Source organism: Micromonospora humidisoli (assembly GCF_016900955.1).
Classification (GTDB): Bacteria; Actinomycetota; Actinomycetes; order Mycobacteriales; family Micromonosporaceae; genus Micromonospora; species Micromonospora wenchangensis.
Map to the genome: position 1 here is coordinate 591,079 of NZ_JAFEUO010000003.1, position 14,470 is coordinate 605,548.

At 71.7% G+C, this 14,470-nt stretch carries 10 protein-coding genes; 1 reads left to right on the plus strand and 9 read right to left on the minus strand.

Features of this window, described 5'->3' with window-relative positions; all coding sequences use genetic code 11:
• Positions 1-61: 61 nt before the first annotated feature.
• The 5 genes from JQN84_RS13450 to acs form a co-directional block, all read right to left on the minus strand.
• Entirely contained in the window at positions 62-994 is a 933-nt protein-coding gene (locus tag JQN84_RS13450; protein WP_204958687.1) for an alpha/beta fold hydrolase, read from the minus strand.
• Positions 995-1,091: 97 nt separating this feature from the next.
• Entirely contained in the window at positions 1,092-1,583 is a 492-nt protein-coding gene (locus JQN84_RS13455) for a hypothetical protein (RefSeq protein WP_204958688.1), read from the minus strand.
• Between the two features lie 158 nt (positions 1,584-1,741).
• Complete coding sequence (locus JQN84_RS13460; RefSeq protein ID WP_204958962.1) at positions 1,742-4,135, minus strand: immune inhibitor A domain-containing protein; 2,394 nt, start codon at positions 4,133-4,135, stop codon at positions 1,742-1,744.
• 372 nt (positions 4,136-4,507) lie between these two features.
• Positions 4,508-7,303 (minus strand): immune inhibitor A domain-containing protein, encoded by a 2,796-nt coding sequence (locus JQN84_RS13465; protein WP_239485283.1) that lies wholly within the window; start codon positions 7,301-7,303, stop codon positions 4,508-4,510.
• A 226-nt stretch (positions 7,304-7,529) separates the two neighbouring features.
• Positions 7,530-9,494, minus strand: a complete 1,965-nt coding sequence (gene acs / locus JQN84_RS13470; protein ID WP_204958689.1) for an acetate--CoA ligase — start codon at positions 9,492-9,494, stop codon at positions 7,530-7,532.
• Positions 9,495-9,709: 215 nt separating this feature from the next.
• On the opposite strand from acs, the gene JQN84_RS13475 reads away from it, so the two are divergent.
• Positions 9,710-10,456 (plus strand): Fic family protein, encoded by a 747-nt coding sequence (locus JQN84_RS13475; protein ID WP_204958690.1) that lies wholly within the window; start codon positions 9,710-9,712, stop codon positions 10,454-10,456.
• Positions 10,457-10,502: 46 nt separating this feature from the next.
• On the opposite strand, the gene JQN84_RS13480 is transcribed toward JQN84_RS13475, so the two are convergent.
• From JQN84_RS13480 to JQN84_RS13495, 4 genes are all read right to left on the minus strand, one after another.
• On the minus strand, positions 10,503-11,135 hold the full coding sequence (locus JQN84_RS13480; RefSeq protein ID WP_204958691.1) for a TetR/AcrR family transcriptional regulator: 633 nt from the start codon (positions 11,133-11,135) through the stop codon (positions 10,503-10,505).
• Positions 11,030-12,394 carry a methyltransferase gene (locus tag JQN84_RS13485; RefSeq protein WP_204958692.1) on the minus strand — a complete coding sequence of 455 codons (1,365 nt, stop codon included), beginning with the start codon at positions 12,392-12,394 and terminating at the stop codon, positions 11,030-11,032. Before JQN84_RS13485 ends, JQN84_RS13480 begins: the two co-directional genes overlap by 106 nt.
• A complete protein-coding gene (locus JQN84_RS13490; protein WP_204958693.1) occupies positions 12,391-13,284 on the minus strand; it encodes a hypothetical protein in 894 nt (297 codons plus the stop codon). The genes JQN84_RS13485 and JQN84_RS13490 overlap by 4 nt, the downstream gene beginning before the upstream one ends.
• Before the next feature lie 295 nt (positions 13,285-13,579).
• The gene (locus JQN84_RS13495) at positions 13,580-14,392 is read right to left on the minus strand and encodes an HAD family hydrolase (RefSeq protein WP_194823264.1); all 813 of its coding nucleotides are present in this window, start codon (positions 14,390-14,392) and stop codon (positions 13,580-13,582) included.
• Positions 14,393-14,470 lie beyond the last annotated feature (78 nt).

Below are 14,470 nucleotides of genomic sequence, written 5' to 3' on the forward strand. Positions count from 1 at the left end.
CCGCCGGCCACGGCCCGGACGGGACAGCCGACGGGGGACCGTCGAGGCGGGCACGGGACGGTCAGGACTTGGTCCAGCGCAGGATCTCGCCGAGCACCAGGTCGCCGGCCTCCACGTGGGGGAAGTGGCCCACCCCGTCGAGCAGCCGCCACTCGTAGGGGGCGCTGACGTACCGGCCGGAGCCCTGCGCGGTGCGCGGCAGGGACGCGACGTCGACCGCCCCGTGCAGCTGGAGGGTGGGGGTGACCAGGGGCTTCTGCATCAGCCGGACGAACCGGTAGCCGTGCAGCCGCAGCACCGAGCGGAAGGCCCACCGGTAGCCCTCCAGCGCGCAGAAGGCGGCCTGCGGGATGAGCATCGCCTCCCGGCAGCGCTGCGCGTACCCGGCGAAGTCGGGGCCGGCGACCCAGCGGGGGCCGCCCCAACGGCTCAGCATCTGCTGCACCTCGGCGGCGTCGTTGCGGGTGAGCACGTGCTCGTACCGGGGGAACTGGAACTTCAGCGCCGGGGTGGAGGCGGCGAACTGGCCGCGCGGGTCGGCGAAGATGGCCGCGCGCAACCGCAGCGGGTGGGGCGCGCCGAGCACCACCAGCCGGCGGACCAGGGTGGGGTGGAACGAGGCGGCTGTCCAGCCGATCAGCCCGCCGGAGCCGGCACCGACCACGGTGGCCGAGCGTTCCCCGAGGGCACGGATCAGGCCGGCGACGTCGGCGGCGAGGGTGTAGCCGTCGTACCCCCGGGGTGGTTTGTCGCTGGCGCCGTAGCCGCGCAGGTCCACCGCGACGGCCCGGAAGCCGGCGTCGGCGATGGCGGGGAGCATCGTGTGCCAGGCCCACCAGTGCTCGGGGAAGCCGTGCAGGAAGAGCACCATCGGCCCGGTGCCCGCCTCGACGACGTGGAACCGGCTGCCGTTCGCGCCGACGAACCGGTGCGTCCACGGCCCCTCGGTGAGGACGCAGGACTCGTCGGTGGGCCCGCCACGCTGCTCGGTCATGGGCACAGCCTAGGACCTCGGTGCCTGTCGATCGCCCAGCCGACCCGGACCGGGCTGCGGCCCGCGACCCGGTCCGGTCCCGGCGGGCTGAGTGGACTCAGCGGACGACGCTGATCCGGACGACGCCGACCGGGGTGCCGGGCCCGCAGGCGGCGGGGGGCACGGCCGGGTCGACGGTGACCACGACGGTGCTGCCGGCGGCGACGGTGCCGAGGCCGGGGCCGTGCAGCGCGTACTCGTGGCCGTCGTCGGTGACCAGGCCGTAGCACGGGCCGTCGCCGCCCCGGGTGATCCTTCCGGCGAGCCGGTCCGGCCGGCGTCGGTCGGTGGGGTGTCGTGGGGGCGCGGTGGGCCGGCGCAGGGTGGGCGGCGGGTCGGCGGAGAGCGGTGCCGTCGGCCGGTCGGCGGGCGGGCCCGGCGTCGCCACGCGTTCGGCGGGCGTCGCCGCGCGGCCGGCCGGCGGTCGGGGGCCGGCGGGCGTCGCCGCGCGGCCGGCGGGTGGTCGGGGGTCGGCGGGCGGTGCCGGCAGGTCGGCCGGGGACCGGTGGTCGGCCGGCGGGTCGGTGGTCGGGGTCCGGTCGTCGGTCACGGTCGCCTCCGCTCCCGGCGCACCCGCCACGGGTACGCGCAGAGCCAGCCTGCCACGGCGGCGGCGCAGCGGCATCCGGCCGGCCCCGGACGGGCCGATGCCCGGGCAGGAGTCCTGCCCGGGCATCGGGTACAGCAGGTGGTGCGCTGATCAGCGGATCAGGAGAAGCGGACCTTCAGCGAGGTGCCGTTCTGCTCCACAACCTTGATCTTGGTGCCGGTGGCCGGGAGCTTGACGCCGTGGTTCGGCAGCTCCGGGTACCAGTACTGCTTGGTGTCGTCGAACAGCGGCTGCGCGGCCTGGCCGCGGACGTACTGCGGCACGCTGTTGATGTGCAGCGTGAACGAGTCCGCCTTCTTCAGGCTGAACGGCGCGTCGTACACCTGGACGCGGGCCCGCCACGGGGCACCGGTCAGGTTGTACAGCGGCTCCGGGTGCGCGTCGATGATCATGTTCCGACCCTCGCCCGGGTGGTCGAAGGTGTCGTTGTCGGCCCACCGGAGGTTCCAGTAGGAGATCAGCAGACCCTCCTGGTACGCGTAGTGGTCCACGTAGTCCGGGCGGCTGTTCGCGTAACCGAAGTAGTACGGGCCGGTCTTGAGGTACTGGTCGTACGACACGTACGACCGGTTGCCGGCGATGTAGTAGTTGTCGAACTTGCGGATGTAGGTCTCGGCCACGATGCTGAACCCGTTCAGGGTCCAACCGGCGGCACCGGCCTCCGCACCGTCGGTGAGCACGGTCTGCCCGTCGGCGGTGATGGTGATCGCGTCACCGTAGAAGCCGCCCTCAGAGACACCACCGTCGGTCTGGTAGCGCAGCCGGAACTGCACCACCTTGCCGGCCGCGGCGTTCATCGGGATGTTGACGTCGACCCACTGGCCGTTGCTGGAGCCGTCCAGGGCGAAGCGCCCGGGGGAGATCTCCTTGAGGGCCTTGCCGTTGGCGGTACCCGGCAGGGTGGACCAGGTCTGGCCGCCGTCGGTGCTGGCCTCGAAGAAGAGGTAGTCGTAGTCCGCCTCGATCGCGTAACGACCCTTCATGGTGAGCGCGGCGCTGGTCTTCCCGGTGAGGTCGATCGTCCGCGTCATCGTGGTGTTCAGGTCGTCGTCGTTGCCGGAGAAGAACTGCTTCGTCCCCTCGAACGGCTTGCCGTTCTGGAAGCTGTACTCCCGCTGCGGCAGCACGACCACGGCACCCTGCGCCTTGTCGGAGTTGTACTCCTGCGGGCCCAGGTTGAGGGTCTTCTGCTGACCGGCCACCACGACCTCGTAGTCGAGCCAGCCGAGCTGGAGCTTGTTCCACGCGCCGAGGTCGCCGCCGCGCTCGCCGATGCCACCGTCGTTCTTGGCACCGAGCCGGCTCTGGGCCATCAGGGTCCAGTGCTCGTTGTTGTTGTCACCGCTGTTGATGACGTTGTAGTCGTCCGGCAGACCGAGGTCGTGACCGTACTCGTGGTAGAAGACGCTCCGGCCACCGTTCTCCGGCTGGATCGTGTAGTCGCCGATCCAGACGCCGGTGTTGCCGATCTGGGTGCCGCCGGCCGGGAAGTTCGCCGGGCCGGTGTTGCCCTGGTCGCTGGCGAAGGCGTACCACCGGTGGCTCCAGATGGCGTCCTCACCCTGGATCGGGTCACCGTCGGCCTGGTCGCCGCCGGAGTGGACGATCTGGAAGTGGTCGATGTAGCCGTCCGGCTCGTTGAAGTCGCCGTCGCCGTCGAAGTCGTACCGGTCCCACTGGTCCATCGACTTGACGTCGGCGGCGATCTGGGCGTCGGTGCGGCCGGCCGCCTTCTGGTCGGCGACCCACTGGTTGGCGGCGTCCCGGACCAGGGCCCAGGTGTTGTTGCAGACGTTCGAGGCGCACGGGTAGCCGTTGGAGCGGCCGTACCGGGCCTCGTTGTACTTCACCTTGACCCAGTCGGTGACCTCGCCGTCGACGCTGTAGCGACCCGAGGACTGGGCCTCGTAGTACTGCTTCAGCGACTCGTCGCCCTGCCCGGTGCCGAAGTACAGCTTCCGGTAGTAGTCGGCGTTGTAGTCGGCCTGCCAGACGGTGGAGTTGTCCACCGCCCGGTTGGGGGCCGGGATCTCGTTGTGCAGCGGCCCGTCGAACCGGGTCGGGCCGGGGACGGCCGGGGCCGTGTCCTGGTCCGGGTAGCTCGGGTGCCGCTCGTTGCCGAACTCCGCGAGGATCACAAAGATCTTGTCGGTCTGCTCGCGGCCGAGCTCGACGTACTGGTCCTGCGTCTGGGCGACGCCCGAGGCCGTCGTCCGGGCGTTGCTCCGCCCCGCAGCCTGGGTCTTGCCCACCTTGACGACCGTGCTGCCGTTGATCTTCTGCGCCTTCGCCTTGCCGGAAAGGACCTCGCTGAGGCCCTCCTGGCGCAGTGCCCGCCGCTTGGTTTCGAGCGGGTTGGGCAGATCGTGGTCCGCGTTGGCGGGCTCAGCGATCGACGGGGCGGCCGTCGGGAGCTTCGGCGTCGGCGCAGCGCTGGCGGACGTACCCGTCACCAGACCTGTCGCCGTCAGCGAGAGCCCGAGCAGACCCACTGCGACTTTGCGCACGTGGTACCTCCGGTGTGAGGGAACCGGCCCAACGGGGGTACGGGCCGGCATGGGACGTCCCACTAGTGGGACCCATGGTGAACATAGACACTGCCGGGACGGGTGGGAAGACGTGCGCGTCGATTTGTTGCAAGATTTTGATGGGAACGCTTTTCACCGTCACACACCGGATGTTCACCAACGGTCATGAGCAGCGCGGACGGCCCCGTCGAGAATCGTAGTGACGTATTTCGATTCCGTTGCCGAGATGCAGGAAACGGTGGGCCGCCGGCATGTCCGCCGACGGCCCACCGTTCACCGAATCAGTCAGTTACTGACCCTTACCACCGCATCGCCGGGCGTACCCGACGCGTGACTTCAGTACTTCGCCGGAGTGATCCGGACAACCGCGTAGGAGTTGTCCGGCGCGGCCGACTCGATCTTGATGGAGACCCCGTTGCGGACCTTCGAGTCCGAGGGGTTGCCGGTGCCGAGCACGATCGCCCCACCGCCCAGCGTCACGCCGTAGAACTCGGTGGCCGGCGTGCCGTCCGGGTTCACCACCCGGGTGGTGTACGGCTTGTTGCCCCGCGACGGGACGACCACCGAGGCGTCGTTGTCCCGGGCGTACGGCGAACCGTCGCGCATCTCGATGCCCGGGTACCAGCCCTTGGCGTCACTGAAGCCCGACACCGGGTGCTGCCGCGGGAACTTGGTGCAGTACGCGCTGTACGGCTCGTCTGCCGCCTCCAGGCACTCGGTGAACGGGTAGGTCGGGTTCAGCGAGAACGCCGCGTTCGCCGACTGCGGCCGGCTCGGCAGGTTGTCCAGCACCGACGGGTCCTTCGCCGCCGCCTCACCGGTACGCCGCAGCGGGTCGTAGTGCGAGTCCACAATCAGCAACCCGCCCTTGGCCCCGTAGCTGGGCAGCGCGGTCATCTGTCCGGTGACGTGGTTGACGTCGCCCAGCATCGTGTCCCGGTACCAGACCAGCATGCCCGGCGCGTTGTACGAGATCCGGTCGACCTTCCACGCCTCGTGCGAGTAGATGGTGTCGTAGGCGTACTTCAGGCCCATGTCGAAGCCGTCGAAGTTGCGCCACTCCGCCAGGTAGTACTGCGCCTTGACCTGGGTGCCCGGGTCGATGTGCCAGCCCGCGCCGGTGGTGTCGGTGAAGGTGCCACCGGTCAGCGTCCAGCCGTTCGTGCCGCTCTCCACGTTGTCGCTGAACGTGGTGGCCCCGCCGCCGGTGACCGAGAGGTCGTCGACGAACCAGCCCCGCTCCTGGAACGCCTCGTCGGTGGCGTACCGCAGCCGCACCTGCACGGTCGTCCCGGCGTACGCCGACAGGTCGACCCAGTCGTGCCGCCAACCGGCGGTGCTGCCGGTCAGGCCGTACTTCTTGTTGCCGAAGTCGACCATGCGGCCGTTCGGGTCGGCGTAACCGTCGTTGGTGGAGACCAGTGCGCCGGCCTCGTCGTAGACCTTCTGCTCGGTCCAGGTGGCCCCGCCGTCGGTGGAGACCTCGACGAAGCCGTAGTCCCAGTCGTCCTCGATGACGTAGTTGTTCCACATCCAGAACTTCGCGTCGGCGGCGGCCGGGACGGCCACCTGCCGGCTGAGCTTGACGTCGGCCCAGGCCTGGTCGGCGCCGCTGTACCACATCCCGGTGCCGCTGTGCGGCTGGGCGAGGGTGACCACCTTGTCCGGCAGGTCGATCTTGATGCCGTCCTGGGTGCCCACCGGGGTCCGCGAGGTCTGCCCGAGCGTCGCCGTCCGGTTCCGGGTGCCAGGGGCGATGGTCAGCGGATCGGCCCAGCCCAGCACCCACTTGTCCCAGATGCCCATGTGGGTGGGCAGGGCCTGGAAGATCTCACCGGTGTGCGAGCCGGACGCCATCAGGTCCCAGAAGTCGACGTCCGAGTCGGCGTTGCCCGAGGTGTCGTAGAGGTCCGGCAGGCCCAGGTCGTGACCGAACTCGTGGGCGAAGACCCCGACCCCGGCGTCCTCCGGCTGCACGATGTAGTTGGACACCTTCAGGTTGGTGCCGGGGATGGTGTAGCCGCCGGCGACCGTGGAGGAGTGCGCCCAGACCGCGTACACACCCTGGTCGCCGCCGCCGCGGGACTTGCCCTGACCGGCGTGCACCAGGACCAGGTGGTCGATCACGCCGTCCGGCTCGTTGACGTTGCCGTCGCCGTCCCGGTCACCCTGGTCCTCGATGTCGTAGTCGGCCCACGGGAAGTCGGGGTCGCTCGCGGCCAGCGCGTCGATCGCGTCGGTGGCGAGCCGCCCCGCGCCCTGCGGGTTGTCCGGGTGGCCGTTCATCGCCTGCTGCCGGCCGGCGACCCAGGCGCCGGTCTCGTCCTGGAAGCAGCGCGAGGCCGCGTACCAGCCCTCCGAGTGCGGCACGGTGATCCACGGGCTGGCCTGCCCGTCCACCGTGTACGCGCCCTTGGACATCTCCAGGTACATGTTGTGCATGGTGCGGCCGGACAGGTCGATGCCCTTCTTGCCGTCCGGTCCCTTGAGGTCCTTACGGACCCGCTCGGTGATGCCCTGCTTGGTGTAGAGCATCTTGTCGAAGTGGGCCGGCGAGAAGTCCGGCACCCACATCGAGTTGTTGTCCTCGTGCGGCAGGGTCGCCGGGTTGGGGATGTTGTTGTGCTTCGGTCCGTTCTGGACGGTGCCGGGCACGCAGGTGCGGTCCTCGAACACCGTCTTGGGGACCATCACCCCGGTGAAGTCGTCGTTGGCCTGGTCGTTGAACTCGACCAGCAGGGTGAGCAGCTTGGCCGTCTGGGTGCTCTTGGCCTTCTTGAACGCGCGCGGGCTCTGCCCGGTCCGGATCGCCCGCGCCTCGTTACGGGCCAGTTCCCGGGCGGCCAGCGGGTTGCCGCCGGCGAACTTGCGGTCGTACGCGCGGGCCTCGTCCGCCGCCGGGGTGCGGATCCCGTCGGCGCCCCGGACCTCCTTACCCGCGGTGTCCGGCTGCACCTCCGGCTCGGCGTAGTTGAGGTAGTGCTCGTCGGCCCCGATCCGGGTCGGTGTGGCCGGCCCGGCAGGTTGGGCCGCCGCACTGCCGGTCACGGTCAGTGACGAGGCGACGAGAGCGAGGGCGGGCAACGCGACGAGGATTCGTCGACGTGCCCTGGTGGACGGGAGAATGTTCATGCCACTCCGTTTCTCGGGCATGGGAAAGGGATCGCCGGTGAGACCTCTGTCGAGCCCAGTCGATATCGCTGAACCTAAATGAGAAGGGTTCTCACCCGGAAGGGGGCGACGGTGCCTCTGCCCGTTCAGCCCGAGTCGGCTCGGCCTACCGACCGATTCGCACCCCTAAAAAGACGGTGGGTGCCGGCCCTCGCGGACCGGCACCCACCGTCGGGTACGGCTGTCGTCAGTCCTCGTCGGACTTCCCGCCGCTGAGCCCGGAGGAGATCAGCTCCATCACCGAGGAGTCCTGGAGCGTGGTGACGTCACCCAGCGACCGGTTCTCCGCCACGTCCCGCAGCAACCGGCGCATGATCTTGCCGGAGCGGGTCTTCGGCAGCTCCGGCACCAGCATGATCTGCCGGGGCTTGGCGATCGGGCCGAGCGTCTTCGCCACGTGGTTGCGCAGCTCGGCGATGAGCTGCTCACCCGCCTCGCCCGAGGTGTCGGCGGTGCCGCGCGGGATGGCGAACGCGACGATCGCCTGCCCGGTGGTCGGGTCGGTCGCGCCGACCACCGCCGCCTCGGCCACCGCCGGGTGCGACACCAGCGCCGACTCCACCTCGGTGGTGGAGATGTTGTGCCCGGACACCAGCATCACGTCGTCGACCCGGCCGAGCAACCAGATGTGCCCGTCGTCGTCCTTCTTCGCCCCGTCGCCGGCGAAGTACATCCCCTCGAACCGGGACCAGTACGTCTCGATGAACCGGTTGTCGTCGCCCCAGATGGTGCGCAGCATCGACGGCCACGGCTCGCGCAGCACCAGGTAACCGCCCCCGCCGTTGGGCACCGACTGGCCCTGGTCGTCCACCACGTCGGCGACGACGCCGGGCAGCGGGGTCATCGCCGAACCCGGCTTGGCCGCGGTCACCCCGGGCAGCGGGGAGATCATGATCGCGCCGGTCTCGGTCTGCCACCAGGTGTCCACGATCGGCAGTTCGTCCCGGCCGACGTGCTGCCGGTACCACATCCACGCCTCCGGGTTGATCGGCTCGCCGACGCTGCCCAGCAGGCGCAGCGACGACAGGTCGAAGCCCGCCGGGATGTCCTCGCCCCACTTCATCATGGTGCGGATCAGCGTCGGCGCGGTGTAGAGGATGCTGACCTTGTACTTGTCGACGATCTCCCAGAACCGGCCCTTGTGCGGGGTGTCCGGGGTGCCCTCGTACATCACCTGGGTCGCGCCGTTGGCCAGCGGCCCGTACACGATGTAGGAGTGCCCGGTGACCCAGCCGATGTCGGCGGTGCACCAGTAGACGTCGGTCGCAGGCTTCAGGTCGAACACCGCGTGCGCCGTCCACGCGGCCTGGGTCAGGTAGCCGCCGGTGGTGTGCAGGATGCCCTTCGGACGGGCCGTGGTGCCGCTGGTGTAGAGGATGAACAGCGGGTGCTCGGCGTCGAACGGCTGCGCGACGTGTTCCGCCGACGCCGTCTCGACCGTCTCGTGCCACCAGTGGTCCTTCGCCGACCAGGCGACCTCCTCGCCGGTGCGCCTGACCACCAGCACGTGCTCGATCGACGGGCAGTTCGCCACCGCCTCGTCCACGGTCGGCTTCAGCGCCGACGGCTTGCCCCGCCGGTAGCCGCCGTCGGCGGTGATCACCACCTTGGCGCTCGCGTCCTGGATCCGGTTGCTCAGCGCGTCGGCGGAGAAGCCGCCGAAGACCACGCTGTGGGTCGCGCCGATCCGGGCGCAGGCCAGCATCGCCACCGCCGCCTCGGGGATCATCGGGAGGTAGATCGCCACCCGGTCACCGGCGACCACGCCCAGGTCGGTCAGCGCGTTCGCCGCCTGGCAGGTCAGCCGGTGCAGGTCGGCGTAGGTGAGGGTGCGGGTGTCACCCGGCTCGCCCTCCCAGTGGATCGCCACCCGGTCGCCGTTGCCGGCCTCCAGGTGCCGGTCCAGGCAGTTGTACGCCACGTTGAGCTGGCCGCCGACGAACCACTTCGCGAACGGCGGGTTCGACCAGTCGAGCACCTCGTCCCACGGCCTGGCCCAGGCCAGCCGGCCGGCCTGCCGCTCCCAGAAGGCGAGCCGGTCCGCGCCGGCCTCGTCGTACGCGTCGGCGGTGACGTTGGCCTGGGCGGCGAGTGCGGCCGGCGGCGGGAACTGGCGCGTCTCGTTCAGCAGGTTGGCCAAGGCCTCGCTCATGCGGTGACTCCTTCGTCGGGTGACCTGCGTCTCTACCCGGCCGAGGTTAGTCCGGGCAGCTCGGGACCGCGACACCCCCGATGCCGGCCGGCGCGCTCAGCGGCCGTCCCGGCGCGCTCGACGGCCCGCCCCTCCCACCCTGATCAGGATCGGACCCGAGGCCGGCCCGGCGGGTGGCATCCGCCCCGGAGTCACCCGGTCGCTAGCGTGGCGGGGTGACCACCGATCCGCTCGCCCCGCTGCTCGCGCTCGCCGACATCGCCCCCGCCGTCGAGCGGGCCCGCGAGCGGGTCGACCAGGCGATGCGGCACCGCGCGCTGCGCCGCCACGGTGGCCAGGTCGCGGCCGAGGTCGGCCTGCGCAGCGCGGTGGCCAGCGCCGCCCTGGAGGGGTACGACCACGAGCGCGAGGCCGTCCGCGCCGGCACCGTCACCGAACCGGTGCTCCAGGGGGCGCTACGGGTGGCCGGGGCACTGCCCGGGTTGACCGAGCTGTGGCCGAAGGCCCCCCGGCAGGCGCTGGCCCGGTTGCACGTGCTCGCCGCCCGGGACGTCGTCGCCGAGGCGGAGCTGGGGCGGCCGGTCGCCGACCCGGTGGTGGCCGCCCGGCTCGACGGGCTGGCCGGGCTGGTCGCCGGCGGGATGACGGTCTCCCCGCTGCTGCTCGCCGCCGTGGTGCACGGCGAGCTGCTCAACCTGCGGCCCTTCGCCGGCCCGTCCGGGGTGGTGGCCCGCGCCGCCGCCCGGCTGGTGCTGATGTCCCGGGGGTTCGACCCGCGCGGCCTGGTCGCCGTCGACGTCGGTCACCGGGAACGGCAACCCGAGTACGTCGGCGCGGCCGGGGCCTTCGCCACCGGCACCCCCGACGGCCTGCGCTCCTGGCTGCGGCACTACCTGAGCGCCGTCGAGGTGGGCGCGGACCAGCTCACCGTCGTCGGCGACGAGATCATCGCCGCCGCCTGACCGGTGCCGTCCGCGTACCCGACCCCGACCGGTGCCGGGTGCGCGGTCAGTCCCGGCGGGTGGCCCGGTTCACCCGCGAGCGCAGCGCCCGCCGGGCGACCGGTCCGAGGTCGTCGACGATCTCGATGAGCACGGCGAGCTGGTCGAGCGCCGCCATCGCCCGCTGCACGCCCGCCCGGTCCACCCCGTCATAGAGTTCCAGCCCGACGAACGCGGCGCAGACGGCCCGGGCCAGGCCGGGAACGTCGGCGATCTCGGCGAACGGGGAACCGGCGAGCAGCCGTCGCAGCACCGACTCGATCTCGTCCACCCAGAGTTGGAGCGCGGCGGCGGTGGGCGCGGCGAGCCGCTCGTCGGTCTGCGCCCCGGCCAGCATCTGGGCCAGGAAGGAGACGTTGCCCAGCTCGCGTTCCTGCTCGTGCAGCTCCTGCCCGACGGCGAGCAGTTCCCGTAGCGAGCCCACCCCGGCCAGCCGGGCCGACCAGTGTGCGAGCCGGTCGGCGGTGCTGGCCCGGCAGGCCGCCGTCAGCAGCTCGTCGACCGTGCCGAAGTGGTAGAAGACCAGCGCCTGGTTCACCCCGGCGGCGGCGGCGATGGTGCGGGCGGACACGCCGGCGATGCCGTGCGTACGGATGGCGGTGATGGCGCCGTCCAGGAGGCGCTGCTTGGTGCCGGACATCGTCCTCCTCGTGGGCCCGCCGGATGCGGTGGTGCGATCATCGCATCGGTCACCAGCTGCGCCAGCCAGCCGACCCCGGGCAGCCGCAGGGTCCAGCCGACCACCGCCCAGCCGAGGTGCAGGTGCCCGAGGGCGCGGGCGACGGCGGCCACCCCCCGTTCCGCCGGGCCGTCGCCGTCGACGTACGCCGCCCGCCACAACACCCCCTCGGCGTCGGCGGCGGGCCGGACCAGCAGCCCCACCGGGCGGCGACGGGCGACGAACCGCCAGGTCGCCGCGCACGGACCGCAGGCGTCGTCGAGGAACAGGACCGCCGGCGGCCCCGCGTGGTAGGGCCGCCGACGCGGCCACCAGTCCCTGACCTGCCTCCGGTACGCGTGCCACGCCCCGCCGTGCCGGTCGGCCAGGTCGTGTTCCTCGTGCGGTCGGGCCACCGCCACGCTGAAGGCGACCGCCACCACCGCCGCCAGCACCAGCGCGGAGCTGCGGGTGAGCGCGGCGGTGAGCAACAGCAGGGCCACGGCGGCGGCCTGCATCGGGTTGGCCAGGTAGGCGTACGGCCCGGTGGTGACCAGCCGCACGGGCGGGTCCCACGGGTACGGCGTGCCCCCGCCGTGGGTGACGAACTCGCGGACCGCGGCCAGCGCCGGGGCGGCCAGCACCAGCGCCACCTGGGCGAGGAGCAGCAGGACGGGCCGGGGCAGCCCGGTGACCGCCGCCCATGACCCGTCGCCGACCTCGAAGGCCAGGCCGGGGACCAGCCACAGCAGCAGGGCGGTGAAGACCCCGACCTGGAGCAGCGCGCGTGCCGCCAGGTGCCGCCGGTCGGCACACCAGCGACCGAGCAGTTGCGCCGGCAGGGCCACCACGAGCAGGCCGACCAACTCGCCGACCAGCCAGTGCGGGCCGAGCCGGACCAGTGGGTGCAGCGCCGGCATGGCCACCGCGTCGACCCAGAGCAGCAGGCCCAGCGCCAGCGGCACCGGGAGGGCCCGGCGCAGCAGCACGGGCAGCGGACCCCAGAGCACGGCCCAGCCGATCCACAGGTCGACAGGCATCCCCCGGTAGCTCCCCCGGACCGGGGCGAACGTGTACCAACCGGTACGCCGGGCCAGCTCGTCGAGGGCGGCGATGCCGATGCCGGCGGCCAGGAAGGCCAGCAGCGCCGCGGCCCGACCGGCGCGGCTCCGGTCGACCCGGGCGGCGGCGAGCACGGCCAGCAGCGGCACCGCCAGGCTGAGGTAACGGGCGGCGATCATCGCAGCGCCATCATGTCCAGCAGGTGTCCCGTTCCCGCCCCGAGCAGGACCTGCTGGATCGGCCCGAAGTACCAGGAGGGGTCGAGCCCCCGGGTGTAGTCCACCCGGATGCGTACCTCGGTGTGCCGCTGGTCGACGGCCCGCCAGCTCAGCGTGGCGTGCCGCCAGCGGAACCAGCGCGCGGTGATCGAGCTGTCCTCGACGAACCGGAATCCGACCCGCTGCACCCCCACCGTCTCCACCTCGGCGAGCAGGTGACCGCCGGGGCCGTGCGCGCTGCCGTGGTAGCCGAACATCCACCTGTCGCCCGGGTCGAGCCCGTCCCCGCTGACCTGGCCTGGGGTGGGCACGCCGAGCAGCCGCAGCGGCACCGAGCGCACCGGTACGGGGCGGGGGCCGGCGGCGAGCCGGGCGGCCACCTGGTCGGCCGGCAGTTCCACCACCCGGACCACCTGGACGGACTGGTCGGGTGCGATCCGAGGTGCCGGTCCGCTGCCCTCCAGTCCCGGCAGGAGCAGCAACGGCACCGCGATGACGGCGTACGGGCGGGAAGCGTCGCGCAGCGCGCGGATCAGAGCGGTGGTTCCGTGGGATACCGCGTAGACAAGTGGGGCGGCGAGGATGACGCAGATCGCTCCCTCGTGCAGCGCGACCGCCGCCAGCAGCAGGGCGACCGTGGTGATCACGAAGACCCGGCCGTGCGCGGTACGGCCGGGCAGCAGGGCGAGCGCGGCGGCGAGGGCCGTCGGGAGCAGCACGAAGAGCAGGGCGCTGTCGGCCCGCCCGTCGCGCACGGTGGCGATGAAGACCAGCAGCCCGAAGACCGAGATCAGGCCGGCGAGCACCCAGTTCGCGGCGGTCCGTCGGGGCGGTCGGTCCTGCTCGTTCATCCATGCCTCCCAGTTTTGAGCATCTGCTCAAAATCGAGCATAGGCGTGTTTGAGCGATCGCTCAATCGGGGGTAGGCAGGGAAAGTGCTGCGTGGTGGGTGCCGGTCGTCACTTCGGGTGCGGCTGCGGTGCAGATGTTCCGGCGGTCGACCCGGCGGGCGGTGCGGTCGGCGACGGCGGGTGCGGTCGGCGACGGTGGGACCGGCCGGTGTGCCTCGACGGTGAGGTGGGCTGTCCGGCCGGTTGGCCGGGGCTGGTCAGGTGGGCCGGTCAGGTCGTCCGGTGGCCGGGTTCGTCAGGCGGCCTGTACGGCGCGGGTACGGCGGTGCCGCCCGTACCAGGCGATACCGATCGCCACCCCGACGCCGACGCCGAGCGCCGCCGCGGCCACCGGGACGGCCGGCCGCTCCCGCAGCCGCCGGCCCAGCGGGATCGGATGCCGGAACTCCAGCACCGGCCAGGCGTTCTCCACCGCGAGCCGGCGCAGCGCCCGGTCCGGATTGACCACGCTGGGATGCCCCACGCACTCCAGCAACGGCCGGTCACTGTACGAGTCGGAATAGGCGTACGAGTCGGCCAGGTCGTAGCCCCGGGCGGCGGCCAGCTCGTTGACCGCCTCGACCTTGCTCGGACCGGCCGCGTAGAACTCCACCTCGCCGCTGTAGCGGCCGTCCTGCACGCTCATCCGGGTGGCGATCACGTCGGTCACCCCGAGCAGCGCGCCTATCGGCCGGACCATCTCCTCGCCGGAGGCGGAGACCAGCACGACGTCCCGGCCGGCCGCCTGGTGCTCCTCGATCAGCGCGGCGGCCTCGGCGTACACGTAGGGGTTGATCAGCTCGTGGAGCGTCTCCGCGACGATCTGACGGACCTGTTCCACCCGCCAACCCTTGCAGAGCGCGGCGAGATAATCCCTGGTCCTGGCCATGGTCTGCTCGTCGGTGCCGCCCAGCCGAAACATCAGCTGCGCGTACGCCGACTTCACGACGTCCCGTCGTGTGATCAGCCCGTCCCGGTAGAACGGCCGACCGAATGCCAAGGCGCTCGACTTGGCGATGACGGTCTTGTCCAGATCGAAGAAAGCGGCACTTCGGCCCACGGCGCGCAAGTCTAGTCCGATGCGGTGGGGTCGGCGGGCACCCTGGGTCCATACGCCACTCGACCTGCGCGAGCACTCCGGCCACGA

Excerpts from the sequence above, each read along its gene's own strand:
- JQN84_RS13450 (WP_204958687.1), bottom strand. The coding sequence starts at position 994 with ATGACCGAGCAGCGTGGCGGGCCCACCGACGAGTCCTGCGTCCTCACC.
- JQN84_RS13465 (WP_239485283.1), bottom strand. The coding sequence starts at position 7,303 with ATGAACATTCTCCCGTCCACCAGGGCACGTCGACGAATCCTCGTCGCG.
- acs (WP_204958689.1), bottom strand. The coding sequence starts at position 9,494 with ATGAGCGAGGCCTTGGCCAACCTGCTGAACGAGACGCGCCAGTTCCCG.
- JQN84_RS13480 (WP_204958691.1), bottom strand. The coding sequence starts at position 11,135 with ATGTCCGGCACCAAGCAGCGCCTCCTGGACGGCGCCATCACCGCCATC.
- JQN84_RS13485 (WP_204958692.1), bottom strand. The coding sequence starts at position 12,394 with ATGATCGCCGCCCGTTACCTCAGCCTGGCGGTGCCGCTGCTGGCCGTG.
- JQN84_RS13490 (WP_204958693.1), bottom strand. The coding sequence starts at position 13,284 with ATGAACGAGCAGGACCGACCGCCCCGACGGACCGCCGCGAACTGGGTG.